Origin of the sequence: Streptomyces sp. NPDC001787 (assembly GCF_040297465.1) — a bacterium.
GTDB lineage: Bacteria > Actinomycetota > Actinomycetes > Streptomycetales > Streptomycetaceae > Streptomyces.
This window is the reverse complement of sequence record NZ_JBEOZE010000018.1, coordinates 121,622-145,423: the sequence shown is the minus strand read 5'-3', so window position 1 is coordinate 145,423 and position 23,802 is coordinate 121,622. Positions and strand designations below refer to the sequence as shown.

General features: G+C 71.1%; 18 protein-coding genes and 1 tRNA gene. 10 read left to right on the top strand and 9 right to left on the bottom strand.

The features are described from left to right. Nucleotides 1-239: 239 nt before the first annotated feature. Nucleotides 240-1,658 (top strand): MFS transporter, encoded by a 1,419-nt coding sequence (locus tag ABT170_RS24125; RefSeq protein WP_351870621.1) that lies wholly within the window; start codon nt 240-242, stop codon nt 1,656-1,658. A 100-nt stretch (nt 1,659-1,758) separates the two neighbouring features. On the opposite strand, the gene ABT170_RS24120 is transcribed toward ABT170_RS24125, so the two are convergent. Then, a complete protein-coding gene (locus ABT170_RS24120) occupies nt 1,759-2,355 on the bottom strand; it encodes a TetR/AcrR family transcriptional regulator (RefSeq protein ID WP_351870619.1) in 597 nt (198 codons plus the stop codon). Nucleotides 2,356-2,542: 187 nt separating this feature from the next. Between ABT170_RS24120 and ABT170_RS24115 the strand changes: the two genes are divergently transcribed. Further along, nucleotides 2,543-4,108 (top strand): class I adenylate-forming enzyme family protein, encoded by a 1,566-nt coding sequence (locus ABT170_RS24115; RefSeq protein WP_329947267.1) that lies wholly within the window; start codon nt 2,543-2,545, stop codon nt 4,106-4,108. Nucleotides 4,109-4,180: 72 nt separating this feature from the next. Further along, on the top strand, nt 4,181-5,377 hold the full coding sequence (locus tag ABT170_RS24110) for an acyl-CoA dehydrogenase family protein (protein WP_329947268.1): 1,197 nt from the start codon (nt 4,181-4,183) through the stop codon (nt 5,375-5,377). Nucleotides 5,378-5,459: 82 nt separating this feature from the next. On the opposite strand, the gene ABT170_RS24105 is transcribed toward ABT170_RS24110, so the two are convergent. Then, nucleotides 5,460-8,246 carry a hypothetical protein gene (locus tag ABT170_RS24105; RefSeq protein WP_351870615.1) on the bottom strand — a complete coding sequence of 929 codons (2,787 nt, stop codon included), beginning with the start codon at nt 8,244-8,246 and terminating at the stop codon, nt 5,460-5,462. Nucleotides 8,247-8,489: 243 nt separating this feature from the next. Between ABT170_RS24105 and ABT170_RS24100 the strand changes: the two genes are divergently transcribed. The 3 genes from ABT170_RS24100 to ABT170_RS24090 all read left to right on the top strand — a co-directional run bounded on the left by ABT170_RS24100 (nt 8,490) and on the right by ABT170_RS24090 (nt 11,748). Beyond that, on the top strand, nt 8,490-9,710 hold the full coding sequence (locus tag ABT170_RS24100; RefSeq protein WP_351870612.1) for a saccharopine dehydrogenase family protein: 1,221 nt from the start codon (nt 8,490-8,492) through the stop codon (nt 9,708-9,710). A gap of 117 nt (nt 9,711-9,827) precedes the next feature. Further along, complete coding sequence (locus ABT170_RS24095) at nt 9,828-11,327, top strand: APC family permease (RefSeq protein ID WP_329947271.1); 1,500 nt, start codon at nt 9,828-9,830, stop codon at nt 11,325-11,327. Between the two features lies 1 nt (nt 11,328). After that, on the top strand, nt 11,329-11,748 hold the full coding sequence (locus ABT170_RS24090) for a universal stress protein (RefSeq protein WP_329947272.1): 420 nt from the start codon (nt 11,329-11,331) through the stop codon (nt 11,746-11,748). A 126-nt stretch (nt 11,749-11,874) separates the two neighbouring features. Here the strand turns inward: ABT170_RS24090 and ABT170_RS24085 are convergent, their stop codons facing one another. Then, on the bottom strand, nt 11,875-12,570 hold the full coding sequence (locus ABT170_RS24085) for a hypothetical protein (RefSeq protein ID WP_329947273.1): 696 nt from the start codon (nt 12,568-12,570) through the stop codon (nt 11,875-11,877). Nucleotides 12,571-12,729: 159 nt separating this feature from the next. After that, the gene (locus ABT170_RS24080; RefSeq protein WP_351870608.1) at nt 12,730-13,353 is read right to left on the bottom strand and encodes a DJ-1/PfpI family protein; all 624 of its coding nucleotides are present in this window, start codon (nt 13,351-13,353) and stop codon (nt 12,730-12,732) included. A gap of 91 nt (nt 13,354-13,444) precedes the next feature. On the opposite strand from ABT170_RS24080, the gene ABT170_RS24075 reads away from it, so the two are divergent. Further along, on the top strand, nt 13,445-14,782 hold the full coding sequence (locus tag ABT170_RS24075; protein ID WP_351870605.1) for an aminotransferase-like domain-containing protein: 1,338 nt from the start codon (nt 13,445-13,447) through the stop codon (nt 14,780-14,782). A 266-nt stretch (nt 14,783-15,048) separates the two neighbouring features. Here ABT170_RS24075 and ABT170_RS24070 read toward each other — a convergent pair. Further along, nucleotides 15,049-15,122, bottom strand: a tRNA-Pro gene (locus ABT170_RS24070). Nucleotides 15,123-15,172: 50 nt separating this feature from the next. Continuing rightward, entirely contained in the window at nt 15,173-17,827 is a 2,655-nt protein-coding gene (locus ABT170_RS24065) for an ATP-binding protein (RefSeq protein ID WP_329947276.1), read from the bottom strand. Between the two features lie 108 nt (nt 17,828-17,935). Between ABT170_RS24065 and ABT170_RS24060 the strand changes: the two genes are divergently transcribed. The 3 genes from ABT170_RS24060 to ABT170_RS24050 all read left to right on the top strand — a co-directional run bounded on the left by ABT170_RS24060 (nt 17,936) and on the right by ABT170_RS24050 (nt 19,505). Then, nucleotides 17,936-18,439 (top strand): DUF309 domain-containing protein, encoded by a 504-nt coding sequence (locus tag ABT170_RS24060; RefSeq protein WP_329947277.1) that lies wholly within the window; start codon nt 17,936-17,938, stop codon nt 18,437-18,439. 167 nt (nt 18,440-18,606) lie between these two features. After that, nucleotides 18,607-19,029 carry a DUF350 domain-containing protein gene (locus ABT170_RS24055; RefSeq protein ID WP_329947278.1) on the top strand — a complete coding sequence of 141 codons (423 nt, stop codon included), beginning with the start codon at nt 18,607-18,609 and terminating at the stop codon, nt 19,027-19,029. Nucleotides 19,030-19,172: 143 nt separating this feature from the next. Continuing rightward, nucleotides 19,173-19,505: a hypothetical protein gene (locus ABT170_RS24050; protein ID WP_329947279.1), complete on the top strand. Its 333-nt coding sequence runs from the start codon at nt 19,173-19,175 to the stop codon at nt 19,503-19,505. An 11-nt stretch (nt 19,506-19,516) separates the two neighbouring features. Here the strand turns inward: ABT170_RS24050 and ABT170_RS24045 are convergent, their stop codons facing one another. Genes ABT170_RS24045 through ABT170_RS24035 form a run of 3 tightly spaced genes read right to left on the bottom strand, consistent with a single transcriptional unit; the run spans nt 19,517 to nt 23,672 of the window. Beyond that, entirely contained in the window at nt 19,517-20,806 is a 1,290-nt protein-coding gene (locus ABT170_RS24045; protein ID WP_351870600.1) for an NAD(P)/FAD-dependent oxidoreductase, read from the bottom strand. Then, a complete protein-coding gene (locus tag ABT170_RS24040; RefSeq protein WP_351870597.1) occupies nt 20,803-22,242 on the bottom strand; it encodes an FAD-dependent oxidoreductase in 1,440 nt (479 codons plus the stop codon). The genes ABT170_RS24045 and ABT170_RS24040 overlap by 4 nt, the downstream gene beginning before the upstream one ends. Then, nucleotides 22,239-23,672, bottom strand: coding sequence for an FGGY family carbohydrate kinase (locus ABT170_RS24035; RefSeq protein WP_351870594.1), 1,434 nt, complete (start codon nt 23,670-23,672; stop codon nt 22,239-22,241). Before ABT170_RS24035 ends, ABT170_RS24040 begins: the two co-directional genes overlap by 4 nt. Nucleotides 23,673-23,802: the final 130 nt, after the last annotated feature.

The window sequence follows — 23,802 nt, the reverse complement described above, 5'->3', positions numbered from 1 at the left end:
TTAACGTACAGGCAGTTCAGTTTCAGGGACAGCGAAATCTCGATTGCGATCCACCAGGACCGTTGACCCGCGCCACCACGAGCATTACGTTGCCAAATCAAACGAGCGTTACCAGACAGCCTGTACAAGACCGTACGACTGTTTCGAGTTCGCCGGCCCACCCATCGGCGCACGCTCGCGGGCGCAGGTCCGTCCGCACCGCCTCAGCACTTTCCCTCATGAGCCGCCGGAGTGCCCCCGTGATCGAACCTCCCCCGTCCGCACCGCCGTTCACCGCCGCCGAAGCGCAGCCGCGTCCACAGTTCGACGGTCGGCGCGCCTGGCTGATCGCCGCGATGATCGTCACGTTCATGCTGATCAACTACGCGGACAAGGCCGTACTGGGGCTCGCAGCCGTGCCGATCATGGACGAGCTCGGCATCAGCAACAGCACCTACGGAGTGATCTCCAGTTCTTTCGCGCTGCTCTTCAGCCTCTCGGGACTGCTGGCCGGCTTCGCCTCCGCACGGATCTCCAGCCGGGTCATGCTGTTCACCATGGCCGCCGTGTGGGCGGTGGCCCAACTGCCGGTGCTGATCGTGGCGTCCGTACCGGCACTGGTCGCGGGACGGATACTGCTCGGGGCGGCCGAGGGGCCGGCGGCCTCGATGTCGATGCACGCGCTGTACAAATGGTTCCCCGAGGACCGGCGAGGCCTGCCCTCGGCGCTGCAGATCAGTGGCGCCGCGCTGGGCATGCTGGTCGCCGCGCCGGTCGTGACATGGCTCATCACCGCGTTCGGATGGCGATCCGCGTTCGCGGCCCTCGCGGTGACGAGCACGGTGTGGAGCCTGGCGTGGTGGAGGGTGGGGCACGACGGGCCGTACGGCCGGCCGCGCGGGCCCGCCACCGGCGCGCACACGCCCACCGGAGCGCGGACATCCGCCGATGCCTCGTCCGCCCCCGCCGATACCTCATCCGCCTCCGTACCGCACGGGCGACTGCCCTACCGGCGGCTGCTGCTGAACGGCACGGTGCTCGGGAGCATCGCCGCGGCGTTCGGCGCCTCCTGGGCGTTGTCACTGAGCCACGCCTGGCTGCCCGTCTACCTGCGTACACAGCTCGACATGACACCGGGCGGCGCGGCCACGCTCATCAGCGGGATCTCCGCCTTCAGCCTCGCCCTGCTGCTCTCGGTGCCCCCGCTGCTGGACGTGCTCCGCCGTCGCGGATTCTCCCAGCGGTGGTCGAACGGCGCTCCGCAGGGGGTCGCGGTCGCCGCCGCGGGCCTGGCCATGGCCGCCTTCCCGTTCATCGACGCGCGAGGGGCCCATCTCGTGCTGCTGGCCATGGCGTTCGGCGGCCATGCCATCGCCTTCCCGCTGCACTACATGACGACCTCCGCCGTGGTGCCTCCGCTCCAGCGGGGAGCGGTGTTCGGCATCGTCGCCGCGATCGGCACCCTGCCCGGACTCATCGCCCCCTATCTGACCGGACACTTCCTGGACTCCGCCGCTTCGCAGAGCGCCGGTTACACCCACGCGTTCCTGGTGTCCGCCGCGGTCATGCTGGTGTGCGGGCTGGTCGCCCTGGCAGCCATCCGGCCGGAACGGGACGCACAGCGCGTGGGCACGGCCGCGGGCGAGAGCCGCACGCCCCGGCCAGCCGCCTCCGCGTGAGCGGCCGGACGGCACACCGCACCCGAGCCGCGCCGCCGGGCCGAGGGCCGGACCCCGGCGCTCCGCCCCTGTCGCCGTCCGCCCGGATCCTCCCGTCCGCTCAGGGCTGCGGCTCGAAGCCGCTCGCCCAGTACCGGCCCTGCAGCGCAAGGTCGAGCAGCATGCGTACGACCTCCTCGGCGGGCAGTGACGGGGTGTCCTGCTCGACCCACCAGCGGAGAACCGCGATCTGCTCCCCGACCCATACCCGTGCGAGCAGTTCGGGGTCGATGCGCGGCCGCACCGCGTTGCGGTCCGCGCGGGCGGCGAACTCCTCCGCGGTCGCCCGCGCACAGGCATCCACGAACATCTGCAGAGGCTTGCCGTCGCCCTCGCCGCGCAGGACGATCCGGTAGAGGTCGCGCTCCTCGCGTCCGTGGCGCAGCATTTCGAGGACCGGCTTGCCGGTGAAACCGATCGCGCTGTCGGCGAGCGCGGGCTCCAGCCGTTCGGCGAGTCCGGCCAGGAGATCGGCCGTCACCCGCGCGAACAGGTCCTCCTTGTCCCGGAAATGGGCGTAGAAGGTGGCGCGGGCCACGTCCGCCCGCTCGGTGATGTCCTCCACGGTCAGCGCGGTGAAACCGCGCTCCAGGACCAGCTCCACCAGGGCCGCCCCCAGGGCGCGGCGTGACCGTCTGGTCCGTCTGTCCTCGGCCATGAGCCCCTCCTCGATCGTCGCGCTGTGTGCGTGCCCAGTGTAGAAGCTCTTGACACCTAAGCAGTTACTGAACAAGCTGTCTGTAATTGATCTGGATGTAATGATTCCACGCGGGCCGCCGCTCCGCAGCCGCTTCCTCCGCCCCGCAGGCCCGGCCCCTCCCCCTCCCCTCCTGGAGCAGGTCTTCATGAACCTCGGTACCTATCTGTCACGCAGCGCCCGCTACTGGCCCCAGGCTCCGGCCCTCGTATGCGGGGACCGCTCCTGGACCTTCGGCGAGCTCGACCGTGCGACCAGCCGCCTGGCCTCCGCCCTGTCCGCCCGGAACCTGCGGCCCGGTGACGCCGTGGCCTCGCTCGCCTGGAACCGAGGCGAACTGGTCGAGGTCGAATTCGCCCTCTGCAAAGCCGGGTTGACGCGCGCCCCCATCAACGCGCGGCTCGGGCGCAAGGAGATCGAGCACATCCTGCGCTACGCCCCGGTCCGGGCACTGATCTTCGACGCCGCCCACCGCGAGGACGCCCTGGCCGCGATCGCGGCGGCCGGCACCGGCTGCCTGCCCGTACCGCTGGACGATCCGGGCGAGCCCGGCTCCCACGAGGTCGCCTACGGAACGCTGCTCGCGGAGGGCAGTGACGCACCGTTTCTGGTTGAGGTGGATGAAACCGAACCGTGTGTCCTGAACTTCACCTCCGGCTCGACCGGGGCGCTGAAGGCCGCGGTACAGACCGTCGGCAACCGTCTCGCCAACATGCGCAAACTGCTGATGTCCGACGAGTCCCGGCCCCGCCCGGACACCCGCTATCTCGCCTGCGGCCCCATCACCCACGCCACCGGAATGGGCCTGCTCGCCGGGGTGTTCGGCGGGTCGACGACGTACGTACTGCCCTCCTGGAGCCCGCGGAGCTTCCTGGAGACGGTCGAGCGGGAGCGCATCACCGCCACCTTCCTCGTACCGGCCATGGTGAACGCAGTGCTCGCGCACCCCCAAGCCGCGGAATTCGACGTGTCCTCGCTGACGAGCGTGCGCATCGGCGGGGCACCCGTCTCACCTCGGCGTCTGCGCGACGCCGTGGAGTTCTTCGGCCCCGTGGTCGCCCAGGGGTACGGACTGGGCGAGACCACCAGTGTGGTCGCCGGCCTGAGCAGCGATGAGATCGCCCATGCGGTGAAGCGGGATCCCGAACTGCTCCAGTCGTGCGGACGCGCCTCCTACGACACCGAGATACGCGTCGTCGACGAGGCGGGCCGGGAGCTGGGCCCGCGCGAGGTGGGCGAGGTCATCGTGCGCGGGCCCGACTGCGTGCGGGAGTACTGGCGGGCGCCCGAACTCTCCGCGGAGACCTTCCGCGACGGGTGGGTGCACACCGGTGATCTCGCGTGGATGAGGGAGGACGGCTACCTCTTCCTCGTCGACCGCAGGAAGGACATGATCATCTCGGGCGGCTTCAACATCTACAGCACCGAGGTCGAGGCCGCCCTGTACGAGCACCCCGCGGTCCAGGAGGTCTGCGTCGTCGGCGTTCCCGACGAAAAGTGGGGCGAGGCGGTGAAGGCGGTCGTGGTCCCGCACACCGGTGCCACTGTCACCGCCGACGATCTGATCGCTTTCTGCGCCGAGCGCCTGGACCGGTTCAAGAAGCCCCGCTCCGTGGACTTCGTGACCGGACTCCCCCACAACCGCAACGGCAAGCTCGACCGCAGGGCGGTGCGCGAGCCGCACTGGGCCGACGTCTCCCGTCGCGTCAACTGACCTCATCGGCGCGCCCGTTCCTGATCATCCCGGCCTGTTCCCGCCTGCCCCTCTTCCCGCCCTGGAGCATCCATGACCTTCTCGCTACGCCCCGCCCACGACGATCCGCGCACGGCCGGACTCGTCAGCCGGCTGCGCGACTACCTCGACGGCGAGCTCGCCGACTACGAACGCGAGCGCAGCATCACCCCGGACAGCCGTCTCACCCGTGCCGATCTGGAACCGGTCTGGCGGCGCAGCCGTGAACTCGGCTTCTACGGGATCCATCTGCCGGTGGAGTCCGGCGGGCAGAACCTCACGTACACCCAGCTCGCGGCCTTGAAGGAAGAGGCCGGGGCCAGCGGGCGGGTACTGTCGCACTCCGTCCTGGGCGACATGGGCGGCCCCCTGCGCGCGGGCGACATCCTCAAGCACGCCACCGAGTACCAGCTGGACACCTATCTGCGGCCGCTGATCCGCGGTGAGCGTGCCTGCTGCTTCTCCCTGACCGAGGCCGACGCGGGCTCCGACGTCCGTTCCCTGCGCACCGTCGCCGTTCCCGACGGTGCGGGGTACCGGCTGACCGGGCACAAGGTCTTCTCCTCCGCCGGCCCGTTCGCCGACTTCGCGATCGTGGTCGCCCGCATGGCCGGCTCCGGTGAACAGGAGGGCGAGAAGCCGCTGTTCTCCGCGTTCCTCGTGGACCTCGACAGTCCCGGCTGCCGCGTCGAGGACGGGGCCACACCGATGTCCGGCGAACACATCGAGAGCGACATCGTCCTGGACGACTGCTACGTCCCCGCGGCCAACCTGCTCGGCGAGGAGGGCAAGGGCATGCGCGTCGCCCTCGGCCGGGTGACCACGAACCGTCTGCTGCACTGCCCCACCGTGCTCGGCGCCACCCGCCGCGCCATCGCTCTCACACTGGAGCGGGCCCGGACCCGCAAGGTCGCCGGAGGACAGCCGCTGCTCATGATGCAGGCCATCCAGCACAAGGTCGCCGACATGGCCACCGAGTTCTACGCCGCGCGCTCCATGACGTACGCCGCGCTCGCCGCGCTCGACGAGGGCCGCGAGGCGCAGGCCGAAGCGTTCATGTGCAAGCTGTTCGTCGCCGAGTCCGCCTTCCGCATCCTCGACGAGGCCGTGCAGATCCACGGCAAGGAAGGGCTCACGCGAGGAACCGAGATCGAGTTCCTCTTCCGCAAGATCCGTATGTTCCGCATCCTCACCGGGACGTCCGAGATCCAGCGCAACGGCATCGCCAAACTCCTCGCCTTCCATCACTGACCCGCCGCGTCGCACCCCGTCCACCGGACACGGGACACGGGCGCGGGGCACGGTGTCGCCGTACGGGGCGGGCAGCACCGGCTCAGCGACGGCCACCGCCTCCGCCCGTGCTGGGACCGCCGGTCGTGGAGCTGACGCAGCCGGTGCAGGGTCCGGTGCCCTGCCGCAGATACCGGTGCTGGTTCGCGAGGTCGACCACCGGCGTCAGCGACGTGTCCTCGGCGGGGATGCCGATGCCGAACCGTCCGTAGAAGACGAGCAGGCCGGCGTCGGCGCGTTCGACTGCCGCCCGGGTGCGGTCGTAGGCCACCGCTGTCAGGCGGCGGACGTCGATGCGGACGAGCCGGCCGCCGTCCGGCGGGAGCCGGCCGATTCCTTCGCCGTACTGGTGGAAGACCTTCTTCACCGGGCCGTCCTCCACCAGCCCCCCGAGGTACTCCTTGAGGAGCTGTACGGCCTGGTTGTCGCCCAGGTCGAGGGCGTCGAAGGAGCGGGTGACCGCGAGGGAGGCCAGCTCGGCGAACCGGTCGGTCTGCTCCTCCCGCTCCGCGGTGCGCTGTTGGCTCTCGTCGAGCTGATCGAGCCGGCCGTCGAGGTCGTCGGCCTCCGGGCTCTGGACGGGCGATGGTTCCGGGTCGCCGACAGCGAGCGCGTCGGCCTGGAAACGGCCGACCTGCCGGGCTATGTCCAGCGCCGTCCGGTTCACGGGCTCTCCGGGTGGCGAGGGAGCGGCCCGGTGCACGGCGAGAATCACCGCCCTCAGACGGGCGGCGTCCCGGGGATGTGCCACGACCTGCCGGTGGATCTCCTTGTACGCGGCCGCGGTGCCCTCGGCGTACTGCCGGCGCTGGACCTCAAGCGCGTATCTCTCGGCCACCGGTCGCTTCCACGCGCCCTCGGACACCGGAACCAGAGCGACGAGGAACAGCAGCGCGACCATGATGCCGATGTTGATCCCTGAGAGGGACCGCCGCGCGAAGTTGGCGGTGATACCCAGCGGCAGCCGGGACTCGCTGAAGCGCGCCGGGCGCAGCCGCTGTCCGACCCGCGCCACACGCTCCGGCCAGCGCAGTACGGCGTAACTGCCGGCGGCCAGCACCGTGTAGGCCGCCAGCCAGTACAGCCAGTCCACCTCGGTGAGTTCCTGGACCCTCTCCACCGCGCCGCGCACCACGGTGACTTGGGGCGGGGTGAACGTCAGTACGTTGGCCAGCCACACCATGAGCACGGTCAGTACCAGGCCGAGCTCCACGGACAGGACGATGTCGGCCACCGCCTGCACCAACGGCCGCGCCGACTCCTTCAGCTTTCGCCAGCCGCGCCAGGAGAGCCAGATGGCGAGCGGGAAGAAGAGTCCGGCGGCCGGTGTCAGGGTCAGTACGTCGCCGGAGACGAGCTGCTCGACGGCGAGGACGACCAGGAACACGCCGGGGAGATCCGGAAGGTGGCGCACGACCAGGCGTTCGGACCCACCGCACCGCTTCACCAGGAGCAGCAACGTCCAGCCGCCGAAGAAGAGCAGCGCCACCAGGGGGACCAGGCGGGAGGGGAAGGCGCGGAACAGGAAGAGGAGCAGTGCCCCCGGCAGGACGACCGCGAAGAGGGCGAGGGCGGCGGCGGCGACGTACCGGCGGTGCCGGATCCAGCGGATCAGGGGTTCGAGGAGCAGCATGCCCACGACGTTCGGCACGATCATGACGGCTGCCGCGAGGCCCAGGCCGAAGACCGCCCCGAAGAATCCGCCGAGGACCACGCTGACGGCGGCGAGGAGTGCGGACCCGAGTCCGTCGATCTCCTGCCGGGTGCCGAGGCGCCAGGCCGCCCACGCGCCCACCCCGAGAGTGACGTACAGGCCCAGGAGTTCCGGCACGTCGTCCGGGGACTCCTGGTCATCGCGGGCGGCCGACGCGGGTTCGTCCGGAGTCGGTGTGGTCGGAGTCGGTCCAGCCGGAGTCGGTGCGGCCGGAGTCGGTGCCGCCCGCGGCCTGCTTGCGCGCAGCTGACGGGCGATGTCGAGGAAGATGTCCGGATTGGGTATCCGGTACCCGGGCCATACGAAGTGGGTCGGGAAGTCGCTGCCGCGCGAGGAGACCAGGAGGCCGCCCTCGGCCGTGAGGGAGAGCGAGTCGACGTCCTTCCAGGCAGTGGAGTCGTCCCGGCCGTGCCTGCGCCGCACGGTCAGCCCGTCCTGACTCAACACCAGTTCCCCGAAGGAGACTTCACCGCCGCTCAGAACCGTTTCGGCGGTCGGGGCCAGCTGTGCGTCCCGGACACCCTGCCGGATCGCCGGCCCCCACTCCTCCTCCTGGGGGAGCTGGGCGCCCCTGATCGCCGTACGGGTGCGCAGACCCCGGATCTTCTCCCCGCCGAGTACGGGACCACGGCCCGCCGCCCCGAGCGTGACGACCGTCCCCTCGGGGTTGGACAGCTTGTAGCGATGCGAACCGTTGGTGAAGACAGTGGTCGACTGCCAGGGATAGACCGCCTCCTCGGCGTCGGCCGCAATCGCGACGAGGCCCTTCTCGTAGAGGCGGAACTCCACTCCGGTGTGCCGCCGGTACCACGCCGCCCGGACGGCGAACGGCCCCAGCAGCGCCAGCCCGCCGAGCGCTTCGGCCAGACTGGCCGCGACGGACCCCTCCCAGTCGAGGAACGCACCGAGGAGGATCGTCAGGAGGTAGGTCAGGGCCGCGAAGGGGGCCAGCTTCAGCAGGAGCAGCGCGTACGCGGAGGGCTTTCTGCGCTGCGGGCGGTAGGTACGGCGATGACGCCCCAGCTCCGGGCGCTCCGTTCCGCCCTCCGCGCTGCCCGTGTCGCGGTCCTCCGCGCCGCCCTCCGCGCTGCCCTCTGCACCCATGAGTTCACTCATCCCAGGAAGTCTCCCGCACAACACCTCTTGTGTGTCGGCCAGTTGATGTCGCGCGGCACGGTAGCACTCCCGTGGGGCACAGGCCCCGACGGGACGAACCGCCGGAACCCGGACGCCCCGGGCCGACGGCATCACCCGTACGGTTGCCCGCCACCGGGCCGTCCGGCTGTTACCGTCCTCGCCCCACCGGACGGCACTGGCACGCCCACTGCCGCGGCAGCACGGAGATGGAGTGGTGCACCCATGCGGGTCCTCTTGATCGGAGCGGGAGGCGTGGGCACGGCGATCACCAGGATCGCGGCCCGCCGGCAGTTCTTCGCACACATGACGGTCGCCGACTACGACCCCGGGCGGGCGGAGGCCGCGGTCGAGGCACTCGGGGAACAGGGGCATCGGTTCACCGCCGCGCGGTTGGACGCCGCGGACCCGGCGGCCGTGCGCGCCGCCCTGGAAGAACACCGCTGCGACGTACTGCTCAACGCCACCGACCCCCGCTTCGTCATGCCCCTGTTCGAGGCGGCACTGGCCCACGGTGCGCACTACCTCGACATGGCCATGTCCCTGTCCCAGCCGCACCCGTCCCGTCCGTACGAGGAGTGCGGAGTCAAGCTCGGGGACGCCCAGTTCGAACGGGCCGCCGAGTGGGAGGCGGCCGGCCGCCTCGCCCTGGTGGGGATGGGGGTCGAGCCCGGCCTCTCGGACGTGTTCGCCCGGTACGCCTCCGACGAACTCTTCGACGAGATCGAGGAGATCGGCATCCGTGACGGCGCCGATCTGGTCGTGGAGGGCTACGGGTTCGCCCCGTCCTTCAGCATCTGGACGACCATCGAGGAATGCCTGAACCCACCGGTCGTGTACGAGGAGGGACGGGGCTGGTTCACCACTGCCCCCTTCAGCGAGCCGGAGGTGTTCGACTTCCCCGAAGGCATCGGGCCGGTGGAGTGCGTCAATGTCGAGCACGAGGAAGTGCTCCTGGTGCCGCGATGGCTGAAGGCCCGGCGGGTCACGTTCAAGTACGGTCTCGGCGACGAGTTCATCGGGGTACTCCGGACCCTCCACAAGCTGGGCCTCGACCGGACGGATCCCGTCCGGGTGAAGAGCGGATCGGGCCTGGTCGCGGTGTCCCCCCGCGATGTCGTCGCCGGCTGCCTGCCCGACCCGGCCGGTCTCGGCGAGCGGATGAGCGGGAGGACGTGCGCGGGCACCTGGGTGAAGGGCGTCAAGGACGGCAGGCCCAGAGAGGTCTACCTGTACCACGTGGTGGACAACCAGTGGTCCATGCGGGAGTACGGCTCCCAGGCCGTGGTCTGGCAGACCGCGATCAATCCCGTCGCCGCTCTCGAACTCATGGCCTGCGGCACCTGGAGCGGCAGCGGAGTGCTGGGCCCCGAGGCCATGCCGCCCCGGCCGTTCCTCGATCTGCTGACGGAGTACGGCGCACCGTGGGGCATGCGTGAGCAGTGACCGTGCCCGATGGCATCCGAGTGCTTCCGGCTGACAGGCACACTCAGAAGCATCCAAATGTTGTGGAGTCGGTATATTTCGCTCGTTCTTTCAGGCCTGTGACCGAAGCGAGGGAGCATGGCAGAGGCGGACAACCTTGCCCGTCCGACACCATCGGCGAGCTTGAAGCCGAACGCGATCGGATTCGTCGACGCGCTGGTCATCGGACTGAACGCGACGTCGCCGGCCTACTCCGTGGCGGCCGTCATCGGCCCGATCGTGGCGCTGGTCGGTATCTATGCCCCGGGGGTGCTCTTCGCCTCGTTCGTGCCGATGCTGCTGATCGCCTCCGCCTTCTACTACCTGAACAGGGTCGATCAGGACTGCGGCACGACATTCTCGTGGGTCACCCGTGCGATGGGCCCGTGGACCGGGTGGCTCGGCGGCTGGGCCATCACGATGACCGGGGTTCTGGTGATCGGGTCTCTGGCGGACGTCGCCGTCAGTTTCGGCCTGCTGGCCATCGGGCTCGACAGCTGGGCGGAGAACGCGTTCGTGCGCCAGCTCCTCGCCGTGCTCCTGATCCTGGTCATGACGGGCGTCTGCGTCATCGGCACGGAGCTGTCGGCGAAAGTGCAGAACGTTCTCATCCTGGCGCAGGTCGCCTTTCTGCTGGTCTTCGTGATCGTGGCTCTCTACCGCGTCTACGCCGGGACGACATCGTTCGATTCCGTCAAACCCTCGGCCGAGTGGCTCAACCCCTTCGGTGCAGGCGGCTCGGCCCTCACGGGCGGACTGCTGCTGGGCGTCTTCGTCTACTGGGGCTGGGAGTCCGCGGTCAATCTCACCGAAGAGGTCAAGGACTCCGCCAGCGCTCCCGGCAGGGCCGGAGTGTGGTCGACCGTCATTCTGCTGGTGACCTACCTGTCCGTCGGCTTCGCGGTCGTCGCCTTCGCCGGAACGACCTATCTGGCCGACAACGCCGAGGAGGAGGAGTTCATCTTCGCCCTTCTCGCCGGTGAGGTGATGGGCGGCTGGGACTGGATCGTGCTGCTCGCGGTCGCGACCTCCGCACTGGCCTCGACCCAGACCACCATCATCCCCGCGTCGCGCACGGCGCTGTCGATGGCCCGCCGCCACGCGCTGCCCACGTACTTCGCTCGCATCCACCCGCGGTTCCGGACCCCCGACGTGAGCACATGGTGGGTCGCCGGCATCGCCATCGCCTGGTACATCGTCGTGAACCAGATCAGCCAGAACGCCCTCTTCGACTCGCTGACGGCACTGTCCCTGCTCATCGCCTTCTACTACGCGCTCACAGGTGTGGCCTGCGTCGTCTACTACCGTCACCATCTGACCGGGAGCGTCCGCAACTTCGTCCTCATCGGACTCGGCCCGCTGGTCGGCGCCGGACTGCTGACCTGGCTGCTCGTGCGGTCGGTGATGGACATGTCCGACCCGGCGAACTCCTACAGCGGAACCTCGTGGTTCGGCCTCGGCCCTCCGCTCGTCATCGGCATCTGTATCAGCGTCGTCGGGGTGGTGCTCATGACCGTGCGGCGGCTCCGGTCGGCCGCCTTCTGGACCGAGCGCCGGAGTGTCGTCGACCCCGATCTCGTACACGGCAAGGAGTCCTGAGATGTCGGTGGTCCTCGGATACGACGAGTCCCCCGGAGCCGAGCGCGCCCTGCGTATCGCGGTCGAGGTGGCCGCCGCATTCGGTGAGCGGCTCGTCCTGGTCTACGGGGCGGCGCCCCCCGGCCCCTCCGGCGAGGAATACAGGTCCCACTACGAGGCCATCCGCCAGGCCGGGCGCAAAGGACTTGAGCGCGCCGTCACGGCGGCCGAGGCGGCGGGCCTGCAGGCCACCGTCGAGGTCATCGACAAGAAGCCGGCGCAGGCACTGATCGACGCCGCCGCACGCCACGGAGCGAGGGTCATCGTCGTGGGCAGCTGGGGCGAGAGCCCGATGCGCGGGGCGCTGCTCGGCTCCACCCCGCACAAACTGCTGCATCTGTCGACGGTTCCGGTGCTCTGCGTGCCGACCAGCGACAGTTGATCGCGCGAGCCCACCCGTACCCCGATTCCGGGCGGGGACGCATTTCCGTGGCCGGGGTGCTCGGGGCAGCCCCTGGTTCGCCCGTCACCGGCCCCCGCAGGCCGAGCGGTGCGAGGCGGACCGGGCTCAGCTGCCGGGCGGCAGCAGGTTCCTGGTCAGAGTGAAGGCGGAACTCGCGGTTGCGAGGAGGGTGTTGACGCGGCCGAGGACACGGTTGGCCCGGTCGGCGTCCTGCGCGCCGACCGCGTCCGTCAGGTCTTCGGCATACTCCCGTGCCCTGACCGCCTCCTCGGGCCGGGCACCTTCCGAGTCGGCCCTGAGGGCAGTGGCCAGCTGGTGGTACGAGATGCCGGACAGGTCGGCGCTGCTGTCACGCCCGCTGCTCTGGGCCACCCCGTGAGGGCTGTTGACGTTGACCGCCGCGAAGCCGCCCGCCGAGGCCGTTATGTGCATCGATTCGTCACTGATCCCTGTCCACATGAAGTGCTTCCGGTACTCGCGCCAGCCCTTGCGTGTGAGGGCGTAGGAACCGAACTTCCATCCCTCGATGCGTACGAGTTTGTGTTTGACGGGTTCCGCGAGGACGAGCAGGGCGTCGGCACGGTTCCAGTGCCGCTCATCGAAGTAGGGCGCCAGCCGGACTCGGGTACCGAGGCTCGGGGATCTTCGGCAGATCTCCTGGAACGCCTGTTTCTGGTAGACGTCCAGCCGGTCCGTGCTGATGGAAAGGTCGGGGAGCCGCCAGGCGTGGAGCACGGTTCGGGTCTTCAGGAAAAGTCCGTAGGCGGCCACGGCGCACAAAGCCAGGACAACGATCTCCACGCGGGCTCCTGATTCTCCTGACTATTCAAGTCCCCTGACTTTACGTTGAGTTGGTCTTCGTGGGAATGGCGGAAACGCCTCGATCGGCCCGCCGGGAAAGTCACGGCGCGGCCTCCCTGTCCAAGGCCCGGCAGGTGTCCGGCCGCGAGCGGCCGGCGTTCACCGGAGGGCCGGCGCGGGAGCGGGCAGGTAGGGGGTGATGTTGCGCCAGGCGCGCTTGACGTATTCCTCCTTCTCACCGACCGGGGCGACATAGTGCAGCGCGCCTTCCGCGGCGTCGTGGCCCTTGAGTCGGGCGATGATCCAGGCGGCGAGGTAGTGCGAGGCCAGGCAGCCGCCGGCGGTGGCGATGCCGCCCCTGGCGTAGAAGGGCTGGTTGAGCACCTCGACGCCGGCGGCGACGACCCAGGGCTTGGTGATCAGGTCGGTGCAGGCGGGGATGCCGTTGAGCAGGCCGAGCCCGGCCAGGACGAGCGCGCCGGAGCACTGTGCCGCGATGAGCTGGCGCGAGGGGTCCAGGCTGCCCAGGATGTTCATGATCGCCGGGTCTTCCACGACCTCGCGGGTGGCGATGCCACTGCCGACGATGACGGCGTCGGCGGCGCACGCCTCCTCCAGAGTGGACATCCGCTCGATGACCACCCCGTTCATCGACGTCACCCGGGGGCCGGGGGTGGCGATGGTGACGCGCCAGTCGTCGGTCCTGACGCGGTTGAGCACACCGAGCGCGATCAGGGAGTCGAGCTCGTTGTAGCCCTCGAAGGTGAGGATGGCGATGTGCACGGCGGTTGTCCTTCCGGGAGGGTGGGTGGTCGTGACGGTAGGGAGCCGCGCACAGGACAGTCAAAGAATTGTCATGCGTACAATCCGGTGCATGTCAGCCTCGCGGTACAAAACACTGGTCGACGCGTTCGCCGCCGACATCCGCGGCGGGCGGCTCACCGCGGGCGTACGGCTGCCGACGCACCGCGGGCTCGCCGCCCGTGAGGGCATCGCCGTGGTGACCGCGACCCGGGTGTACGCGGAGCTGGAAGCGATGGGTCTGGTGAGCCGGGAACAGGGCCGCGGCACCTTCGTGCGTGACATCGCGGTCCCCGCCGGCCACGGCATCGACCAGCAGGCCGTCGCCACCGACGCGGTCGACCTCACCTTCAACCATCCGTCGCTGCCCGGACAGGCCGACCTCCTCCGGCAGGCCCTGCGCGAGGTGGCCACCTCCGGGGATCTCGACTCGCTGCTGCGCTACCAGCCCCATCGAGGACGCCCCCAGGACAGGGCCTCGGTCGCACGGCACCTGAGGCGCCGGGGACTCACCACCGGCGCGGACCGGATCCTCATCACCAACGGTGCGCAGCACGGCCTGGCCATCACCGTCATGGCCGCGCTCGACGCCGGCGACGTCGTGGCGGTCGACGCGCTCACCTACCCGGGTTTCAAGGTGCTCGCGCACTCCCTCCGTCTCGGCCTGGAGCCCATACCCGTAACCGCCGACGGACCGGATCTCGATGCCCTGGAGAAGCTGTGCGCGACCCGTCCTGTGCGCGCGATCTACACCATGCCCACCCTGCACAACCCCCTGGGCCGGGTCATGCCGGCGGCCGATCGCACGCGCCTGGTCAGGATCGCCCGACGGCACGGCCCGCTCATCATCGAGGACGCCTCCTACGCCTACCTGGTGGAGGATCCGCCACCACCCCTGGCCGCGTCAGCGCCGGACATCACCTTCTACGTTTCGGGACTGTCCAAGAACGTCGCCACCGGCCTGCGGGTCGGCTTCGTCGTCGCCCCGCCGTCCGCGGTGCCGTCCCTCGAACGTGCGATTCGGGCGACCACCTGGAACACCCCGGCCCTCACCACCGCGATCGCCTGCCGCTGGCTCGACGACGGCACGGTGGACCACTTGGAGGCGCAGAAGCGGGACGACGCCAAGGCACGCCAGGCACTCGCCGGACAAGAGCTGGCCGGCCTGTCCCTCATCAGCCACCCCTCGTCCTACTTCGCCTGGCTGCCCCTTCCCGACGGCTCACGCGCCGATCGCCTGACCGCCGCCCTCGCCCGTCAGCACATCTCGGTATCCACGGCCGAGCCGTTCACCACCTCGGTCCACACACCGCAGGCGATCCGCCTCGCTCTGGGCTCGACCGATCTGGACAGCCTCCGGTCGACGCTGCGCACCGTGCGACGAGCCGCCGTCCAGGACGCCTGCGCCTGAACACCGAGGTCGCCCCTTGCCGCGCGAACTGCGGGAGGAGCGGGGGCCGCACGGGACCCGGTCGCCGCCCACCACGCTTCGGGATGGCACGAGCGCCGTCTCCGCGCACCGTTGCGCTCTCCGCGCACCGCGCTCACTGCCGAGCCCCGTCATCGACGCCCCGCTGACGCCGGTCAAGGACGCTGGACCCCCATCGGTGCCCAGAAACGACCGAGGGCCGGTTTCGGATTTCTCCGAAACCGGCCCTGATCTGCGACTGTCTCCAGTCGGGACGACAGGATTTGAACCTGCGACCCCTTGACCCCCAGTCAAGTGCGCTACCAAGCTGCGCCACGTCCCGATGCGTTACCTCCCGGTTGCCCCGGGTGGCCGCGCAAGAGGAACTTTACCTCACTCCGAGGACCGGATCGACGCCCGTGCCTGCTGAGCGCGGGCGGCGAGCCCTTCCGCTCCACAGGTCATGGCCTGTTTCTGCGCCCGTGCCAGCTCCCGGTGCGAGCGGATCGCGATTCCGTAGTCCACCCGGGCCAGGGCGTGCTCGTACGCGGACGAGGACTTCTCCAGGTGGCGGACGGACTCGGCGAGCAGACGGGTGGACTCCTCCGGCGGGGCGAAGAGGGCAACCGTGCGCAGGGCTTCGCCGATCGCGGTGTCCGTACCGAACCGTTCGGCGTGCACCCTGGCGCGGGAGGCGATCTGGGCTCCGCGTGCCGGGTCGTCGTCGACCAGGGCGCGGGCGAGGTCGCCGGCCCAGGGTGCCCAGACACCGTTGAACCGTCCGCGTGGCTCCAGGGCCGCGCCCGCCGCCTCCAGTTCGGTGACGGCTTCCTTCGTACGGCCCTCGACCAGCAGCAGCCGGCCGCGGACGCACGGAGCGTCGGGCAGCACCATGGCACTGGGATAGGGAGCGCCGAAGTCGTAACGGTCGGCGACCATGCGGGCCTCCGCCGTGCGTCCGCGGGCGAGCAGGGTGTCGATGAGCAAACAGGTGGCGTCCCAGTGGACGGGCAGCCCGCTGCCGACCCGGTCGGCGAGGCGCAGTCCCTCGCGCAGGAATCCCTCGGCCTCGGCGAGGCGGCCGCGACGGCGGTGGACCAGTCCGAGCAGGGTGTGGGCGAAGGCGAGGTGCGCCCCGCTCCATCCGGAGATCTCGAAGGCGCGCACCGCTTCGCCGAACAGGCTCTCGGCCCGGTCCAGCTGGTCGGTGAACGCGTAGGCGATGCCGACCATCGTGGGAAGCTCGAAGCCCCATTCGGAGTCGGTCCAGCCGAGACCTCGCGCGGGGCTGCCGTCGACCAGCGCGCGTTCGCAGAGGTCGACGACGACCTGGGAGTTCTCGCCCCGCAGCATGGCGTCGAAGGCCCGGAGGGTGAGCAGCGCCCGTTCGGCGTTGTCGCGGCCCTCCAGATGATCGGCGTTGCGGGCGAGCCGCCGGGAGCGGCTCGGGCCGTCGGACTCGGTGGCCTGCATGCCTTCCCAGAGGAAGTGCGCGGCTTGCAGCCGCATCAGTCCGGGGCCCGGAGCCGTACGGGCCGCTTCGGCGGCCAGCGCGAGCGCCGCGTCTCTCAACTGGTTGTTGTGGGCGAGGGCCGCGGCCAGCCGGAACGTGGCGTCCACCCGCAGTCCGTCGTCCAGTCCCGGCAGATCGAGGGCCGACCGCAGGTGGCGCACCGTGGTGGGCGGTGAGCTGAGCAGCGTCGCGCAGCCCAGCTCGTACAGCAGGGCAGCCCGCGCGTGCGGGCGGGGCGGCTCCTCCAGTGCGCGCTCCAGGCAGCGCCGGGCCGCTTCGGGAGCGCCGACGGCGAGGTGCTGGCCCGCGGCTTCGCGGAGCTGGGCGACCAGTTCCTGGTCGTCGTCCGGGTGGACTTCGAGCAGGTGCCGGGAGGCCGCGGCGGCGCCGAGCCCGGCGCGGTTGATGGCCCAGGCGGCCCGCCCGTGCATCGCGGTGCGGGTGGCCGGCGGGATGGAGCGGTAGACGGCGGTGGCGATCAGCGGGTGCACGAACTCCAGCGGGTCGAAACCGCTGACGATGCGGGCGTCGCGCAGCCGCGCCGTGCAGTCGGCGGCCTCCGCCGAACTCATCCCGGCCAGGGTGGCGGCGAGTTCCTGGGAGATGTCGGTGCCCAGGACCGCGGCGGCCCACGCGAACCGGTTGGCGTTCGTGCCCAGCCGTTCGAGCCGGGCGACGAGTCCGCTGCCGCGGGCGGACGCGCCCAGTTCCCGCAGTGTGCCCGCCGACTCCTCGACCGGCGGCAGCTCACGGTCCTGGACCTTGGCGACCAGCTCGACGGCCTCGTAGGGGTTTCCGCCGGTCACGGCCCATACCTCGCGGCAGAACGGGTCGTCCGCGTGCTCGCCGAGGGCGGCGCGGACCAGTTCGGCGGTGGCGTCCGGGGTGAGGGCGCGCAGGGCGACCCGGACCAGCGGGGCGTTGCCGGCCGGGTTGCGCTCGGCGTCCCGGTCGGCGGCGTAGCTCGCGTCGCGCTCGGCCATTTCCTGCGGCCGGTGGGCCTGGACGACCAGGAGCGGGAGTTCAGCGAGGCGTGCGGTGAACGAGGCCAGCCAGGCGAGCGATTCGCCGTCGGCCCAGTGGGCGTCGTCCACGATGAGCAGCAGCGGCCGGTGGCTGAGGCGTGAGGCCAGCCGGGAGACGAAGAAGTCGAGGCCGTCGCGGACACCCTGCGGGTCGGGCTGAGGACCGCTCGGTTCGGCGAGGCCGAGTGCGGGTGCCGTGATCTCGTACCAGTCGCCGAACAGCGCCCGGGTCTCATCGGCGGCGAACCGGTCGAACGCGGGCTGGAGCAGCTGCCGCACGACGTGGAACGGCACCGAGGTCACCGTCTCACCGCCGCGGGCCGACCAGACGGTGCAGCGGTCGGCCGCCATCGACTGGACCTCGGCGAGCAGCGCGGTCTTGCCGATGCCCGCCTCACCGCTGAAGACCACCAGTCCGCCGGCCGCCTGGGCGCCGCACAGGGCATCCACGGCCGCTGCGGCAGCGGCGAGTTCCGGTTCACGCTCGTACAACGGCCGGGACGGCTTCATGCCCACCCTTCCCCAAAGTGGTACTGACGACTGTCGAGCCTAGTCGTGCGCGGGGGCCCACGGACAGTGTTCAAGCCATTCCTCGCAGGTACGGGGCACAATCGGGTAGTGGACGAAACTCGCAGGGACCGTGACGCCGAGGGCAGGGCGCGCAACGCGCGCCCCCGGGACGGGCTGGGGCGGCCCCTCCCCTACGGGGCACCGGGGGTGGAGCGGCAGCCGGAAGGAGTGGTCCGCACCCCGGAGCAGACCGTGCGGGAGGCGCAGCGGCTGCTGGACGCGGGGATGCCCTTCCATGCGCACGAGGTGTTCGAGGACGCCTGGAAGTCGGGGCCCGAGAATGAGCGTGAACTGTGGCGCGGGCTGGCCCAGTTGGCCGTCGGGCTGACTCACGCGGCCCGGGGCAACACGGCGGGCGGGGCGCGGCTGCTGCGCCGGGGCGCGGGAGCGATCAGCGCCTTCCGCGACACCGATCCGCACGGTATCGGCGTCGGCTCCCTGGTCGGCTGGGCGACGGAGCTGGCCGGGCGGGTGGAGGCGGGCGCGGCGACGGCCGCGGAGGGTTCGGGGAACGTGGACGCGGCGGTGGAGGCGCCTCGGCTGCGGAAGTAGGAACACCAAGGGCAGCGCGAAAGTGTGCGATCAGGTGTGCGATAGATTTCCCTCTTCCCGATGCGTTTTCCCTGATCCCCCTGTGTTTTTCCTGTACCCCACGTGTTTCCCCCTGCTGCCCGTGTGTTCTCCCTGTTCCCACCGCCTGCTCTGGAGACGGACTTCCGATGACCGACATCATCAACGGCCTCGGCCGCGCCACCGCCTACGGGGCCCTCGGCGTCGTACTGCTCGTGCTCGGCATATTCCTGGTCGATCTTCTGACGCCGGGCAGGCTGGGCCGGCAGATCTGGGAGGAGCGCAACCGCAACGCGGCCGTGCTGCTCAGTTCGGCGCTGCTGGGCATCGGGGGCATCGTGTTCACCTCGATCTGGACGACGTACGAGGACTTCGGCAAGGGGCTGGTCTCGACCGCGGCCTTCGGGGTGCTCGGCCTGGTGCTGATGGCCGTGGCGTTCCTGGTGGTCGACCTGGTCACTCCGGGGAAGCTCGGGGCCACGCTGGTCGAGCGGGAGCCGCACCCGGCGGTCTGGGTGACGGGGTCCTGCAACCTCGCCGTCTCCGCCGTCGTCTCGGCGTCCATCGCCTGAAGCTTCTCCCCCGACCGCGCCCCGGACGCTTCCCGAACACTTCCGCTGCCGCTGCCCGGGGAGCCCGCTCCGATGCTCCCCCTCGCACGTGATCTTCCCGGTCCGCGGACCCTCGTGCCGCGCAGCCATTACGATCCGGCTCCATGAGCACTTCTGACCAGGACCAGGGACAGGACCAAGGCGTGGACGCCCCGATAGCCGCAGCCGCCGTCGGCGAGCAGAGACTGACGCCACGTCAGGCACGACGGTTGCGGATCGTCCTTTCCTCGGTGGGTATGGCGGCGATGGCCGTGGTTCTCGCGTTGCGGATCGCCAGCCGCTCGTCCGTACTGGTCGTCGGCGTGTACGGGCTCGCGCTGATCCTGTGCGGCGTCGTGATCGAGCTGAGCAGGAACGGGCGGACCCGGCTGGGAAGTTGGCTGCTGGGCCTGGGCCTGGTGGCGGCCGTCGGCGCGGACTGGCTGCTGATCCCCTGAGGTCGGGGCGCTCACACGGCGGTGATCCGCACGGTACCGCCGTGCGGATCGGCCCGCTCCAGCCAGCCCGCGCCCAGGTGGAAGGGCCGGCCCGGGACGGCGGGCAGCAGCAGCCGCTGCCGGTCGAGTTCGCGCCCGTCCTGGCTGACGACGAGGACGGGGTGGTCCAGCCGTCGCGCCGTACGCAGCACGAACCGGCCGCGGAGGGGGCGCGCCCCGGCCGGACCGGTCCGGTTCGGTGCGATCCACAGCAGCGGGGCCCCGACCGCCAGCGGCACCGAACGCCGGGCCGCGGGCACCACCCCGGAGAGATGGCGCAGCACGGGAGCGGCTGCGGCACGGCCCTCGGACGACGCGACCCCCGCCCGCTCGACGCCGTGCAGCAGATTGCCCACGGCGAAGACCCCCGGCCGTGAGGTGCGGTACTCGGGGTCGTACGCGGGCCCCCGGGTGCCGGGGTCGAGGGTGAGGCCGCCGCGCCGGGCGAGTTCGTGGTCGGGAACGAAGTCACCGGTGAAAACCACGGTGTCGCAGGGGACGGTCAGAGTGCGGCCGTCCTCGTGGCGCAGCGTCACTCCGGTCAGCCGTGCCCGTCCGCCGAGTCCGATGACGGTGGCGCGGGTGAGGAGCGGACATCGGCCCTGGAGGCGCAGGAGCGCGGCGACCGGGGACGGCGGCTGGTCGGTGACCATGGCGACGACCTCGACCCCGGCCGTACGCAGGGTGTCGGCCGCCGCGTGGCCGACGGGTTCGTTGCCGATGACCACCGCGCGGCTGCCGACCGGCTGCCGGTACAGATGGACGGCCTGCTGGAGTTCGCCGGTGGTGTACACGCCGGGTGGCCTGCCACCGGGGATCAGCCGGGCGCTGCGCGGACGTTCGCGGGCGCCGGTGGCCAGGACGACCGCGCGTGCGGTGATCCGCTCCAGCCCGGCCGGTCCGGTGACGTCCAGGACGTGCGCGCCGGCGGGGGACGGGGCACCGGCCGGGCCGTCGGCGGCGGATCCGGCAGGGGTGGCGTTCGCCCAGCCGGTGACCGTGACTCCCGTACGGAGCACGGCTCCGGCGCGTACGGCAGCCCGGACGCACTGGCGGGCGTAGTCGGGCCCGGTGTCCCCGCCGCGCAGCCGTCCGCCGAATCCGCTGTGGTGGCAGTGGCGTGGCACGCCGCCCGCGTCGAGTTCGCGTTCCAGGATCTCGACCCGGCCGGCGCCCGACGCGGCGAGTTCGGCTCCGGCTCCGAGACCGGCCGGGCCCGCCCCGACGACCAGTACGTCCACGGCACGTTCGTTCCGGGTCACGGCCGGGCCCCCTCGAACAGTGCGCGGACGGCGGGTCCGCAGGCGAAACCCTGACAGCGGCCTCCCCGCGCCCGAGTCCGCCGGCGCAGGCCGTCCAGGGAGCCGGGCGGGACGGTGGCGGCGAGGGCGTCGCGGATCTCGCCCAGGGTGACGCGTTCGCAGTGGCAGACGATGGTGCCGTACGCCGGGTCCCGGCCGATCAGGTCGGCTCTCAGATACGGGCGGGGGAAGGCCTCTCCCAGGTTGGGCATCGTGACGGCCGGCAGCTCGCGCGGGGTGCCGAGATCCAGGCCGATGCCGTCGAGCAGCCCGGTGGCGTGGGAGGCGATGGCCATCGACGCGGTGAGTCCGGTGGACCGGATTCCGCCGAGGGTGACACAGCGCCGGTCGGGGTGCGCCTGGATCCGGTAGTCCTCCTGGCCGGTGGCGGCCCGCAGCCCGGCGTAGACGGCGGTGACCTCCTCGTCGAGCAGCTCGGGCAGGATGCGGCGGCCCTTCTCCCGGAGGAGATGGAGGCCCTCCGCGCTGGAGGCGGTGTCGGTCTTGTCGTCGAGCTCCTCGGAGGTGGGGCCGAGCAGCACATTGCCGAACACCGTGGGCGCCACCAGGACTCCCTTGCCCGCGGCGGTGGGCACGGGCAGCAGGATGTGGCGGACGAGGTCGCGGGCGAGCTTGTCGAAGACCATGAGCTCGCCCCGGCGGGGCGTCACGGTGAAGGTGTCCAGGCCCAGCAGCCGGTCGATCTCGTCGGCGTACAGCCCTGCGGCGTTGACCAGATAGCGGGTGTGCAGCGGGCCGCGCGAGGTGGTGAGGGTGTGCCGGGCGGCGCCGGAGCCGGTGTCCGGGCCGCTGTGCGGACCGCTGTCGATGCTCAGGACCCGGCAGCCGAGGTGCAGATGGACTCCCGCCAGTGCGGCCTGGGTGGCGTACGCGAGGGGGGTCGTCCATGGGCAGATGATGCTCTCGTCGGGGACTTCGAGGGCCCCGAGCGCGCCCGGCCCCAGGTGGGGTTCCCGGCTGTACAGCTCCTCGGCTCCCCAAAGGCGCCCCGCGTGGTAGCCGTTGCGCTCCGCCTTCGCCAACAGGCCCGGCAACAGCGCATGTTGTTCTTCGTCCCAGGCCACGAGCAGGGCTCCCACGCGTTCGACGGGGATGCCCGTCCCGGTGGCGTACCCGGCCAGCAGCCGCTGCCCCTCGCGTACGAGGCGCGCTTCGAGCGAACCGGGGACGGCGTCGAAACCCGTGTGCAGGATCGCGGTGTTGGCCTTGGACGTGCCCTCGCCGATGTCGTCGCGGGCCTCGACCAGTGCGGTACGCAGCGGGTACTTGGCCAGTTCGCGGGCGACCGCCGCGCCGACGACTCCCCCGCCGATGACCGTGACGTCGTAGGTGACACCGCCGGGCAGATCCCCGGACGTGGTGACCGTGGGTGTCATGCGCGCTCCAGGAGGGTGTCCACCGCCGCACGGAATCCGGCGCGGCGTTCGGCGGCCTCGTCCGCCGTGATCCGGGGCTCGTACACGGCGGCGGGTTCCCACGCGGGTACGGCCTGGCGGACCGGCAGGTCCGGATCGAGGCCCAGGCGTGCGACGGCACCGATCCCGAGTGCGGTGGCATCGGGCAGCGCGGAGACTTCGACGGGCCGTTGCAGCAGGTCCGCCTGGGTCTGCATGAGGAGCGCGGAGCGGGTCAGTCCGCCGTCCACGCGCAGTACCGACAGCGGTGCGCCGAGGTCCGAGCCGGCCGCGTCGGCGAGTTCGGCGACCTGTGCGGCGATGCCTTCGCACAGGGCCCGCACCAGGTGGCCCGCCGTGGTGTCCAGGCCGAGGCCCGTCATCGAGCCGCGCAGGTCTCCGCGCCACCAGGGGGCGGCGAGTCCCGCGAGCGCCGGTACGAAGGTGACGCCGCCCGCGTCGGGGACGGCGGAGCCGACCGGATCGAGGTCGGCGGCCCCGGTGATCACGCCGAGCTCGGTGAGCCAGCGGACGGCGGAGGCGGCGGTGTAGACCTGGCCGTCCAGGCAGTAGCTCGTACGTCCGCGGAGCCGCCAGGCGACACAGCTGACCAGACCGGTGGAGCCGCGGCGCGGCCGGTCCCCGGTCTGGGCGAGGAGGAACGCCCCGGTGCCGTAGGTGCATTTGGCCATGCCGGGGTCCAGGGCGTTCTGGGCCAGCAGGGCCGCCTGCTGGTCGACGAGCAGGCCGGTCAGCGGCAGTTCGCCGCCGAAGGCCGCCGTGGTGCCCACGAGGCTGTCGGCGTCGGCAACGGCGGGGAGCCGCTCTGCGCCGAGCCCGAAGATCTCCAGGGCGGCGGGCGACCAGTCGACCCGGTCCAGGTCGAGGAGCTGGGTGCGCCCCGCGGTGGCCGCGTCGGTGACGAACGCGCCGGTCAGCTGGTGGACGAGCCAGGCGTCGCTGGTGGTGACGACGCCTTCGCGGGTGAGTTCGCGCCGGATCCAGGACATCTTGGGCGCGGCGAAGTACGGGTCGAGGGGGAGACCGGTGAGCTGCGTCAACTCTTCGCCCCGGTCGGCGAGTTCGGCACATATGGTCTCGGCCCGCCGGTCCTGCCAGACGATCGCGGGGGTGAGCGGCCGTCCGGTGGCGGGGTCCCAGGCGAGGACCGTCTCCCCCTGGTTCGCCAGGCCGACGGCGGCGACCGGCTCGCCCGCGTCGCGCAGCGCCTGCCGTCCGGCGTCGAGGACCGAGCCGAGCAACTGGGCGGGGTCCGCCTCGACGGCTCCCCCGGCACCGTAGCGGGGCCGGACCGGCGCCGAACCGGAGCCGATCACCCCGCGCTCGGGGCAGATCACCAGCGCTTTGGTGCCGGACGTTCCCTGGTCGACGGCGAGCACGGGGCCTGACATCGACACTCCAGCTGTGCGGTGGTCCCGAGGGGAACGGAATGGTGATCATTGGTCTTTCACGCACAGAGTCGTGCAGACCACGGCATTCGTCAACCCCGGGCCCCGATACCTTGGCGGAACCGGAATGCCG

Bases quoted from the DNA above. Each gene is read 5' to 3' on its own strand.
- ABT170_RS24035 (WP_351870594.1), bottom strand. From the start codon at position 23,672: ATGTCAGGCCCCGTGCTCGCCGTCGACCAGGGAACGTCCGGCACCAAA.
- ABT170_RS24055 (WP_329947278.1), top strand. From the start codon at position 18,607: ATGACCGACATCATCAACGGCCTCGGCCGCGCCACCGCCTACGGGGCC.
- ABT170_RS24050 (WP_329947279.1), top strand. From the start codon at position 19,173: ATGAGCACTTCTGACCAGGACCAGGGACAGGACCAAGGCGTGGACGCC.
- ABT170_RS24040 (WP_351870597.1), bottom strand. From the start codon at position 22,242: ATGACACCCACGGTCACCACGTCCGGGGATCTGCCCGGCGGTGTCACC.
- ABT170_RS24075 (WP_351870605.1), top strand. From the start codon at position 13,445: ATGTCAGCCTCGCGGTACAAAACACTGGTCGACGCGTTCGCCGCCGAC.
- ABT170_RS24115 (WP_329947267.1), top strand. From the start codon at position 2,543: ATGAACCTCGGTACCTATCTGTCACGCAGCGCCCGCTACTGGCCCCAG.
- ABT170_RS24120 (WP_351870619.1), bottom strand. From the start codon at position 2,355: ATGGCCGAGGACAGACGGACCAGACGGTCACGCCGCGCCCTGGGGGCG.
- ABT170_RS24065 (WP_329947276.1), bottom strand. From the start codon at position 17,827: ATGAAGCCGTCCCGGCCGTTGTACGAGCGTGAACCGGAACTCGCCGCT.
- ABT170_RS24100 (WP_351870612.1), top strand. From the start codon at position 8,490: ATGCGGGTCCTCTTGATCGGAGCGGGAGGCGTGGGCACGGCGATCACC.
- ABT170_RS24095 (WP_329947271.1), top strand. From the start codon at position 9,828: ATGGCAGAGGCGGACAACCTTGCCCGTCCGACACCATCGGCGAGCTTG.
- ABT170_RS24110 (WP_329947268.1), top strand. From the start codon at position 4,181: ATGACCTTCTCGCTACGCCCCGCCCACGACGATCCGCGCACGGCCGGA.
- ABT170_RS24090 (WP_329947272.1), top strand. From the start codon at position 11,329: ATGTCGGTGGTCCTCGGATACGACGAGTCCCCCGGAGCCGAGCGCGCC.
- ABT170_RS24105 (WP_351870615.1), bottom strand. From the start codon at position 8,246: ATGAGTGAACTCATGGGTGCAGAGGGCAGCGCGGAGGGCGGCGCGGAG.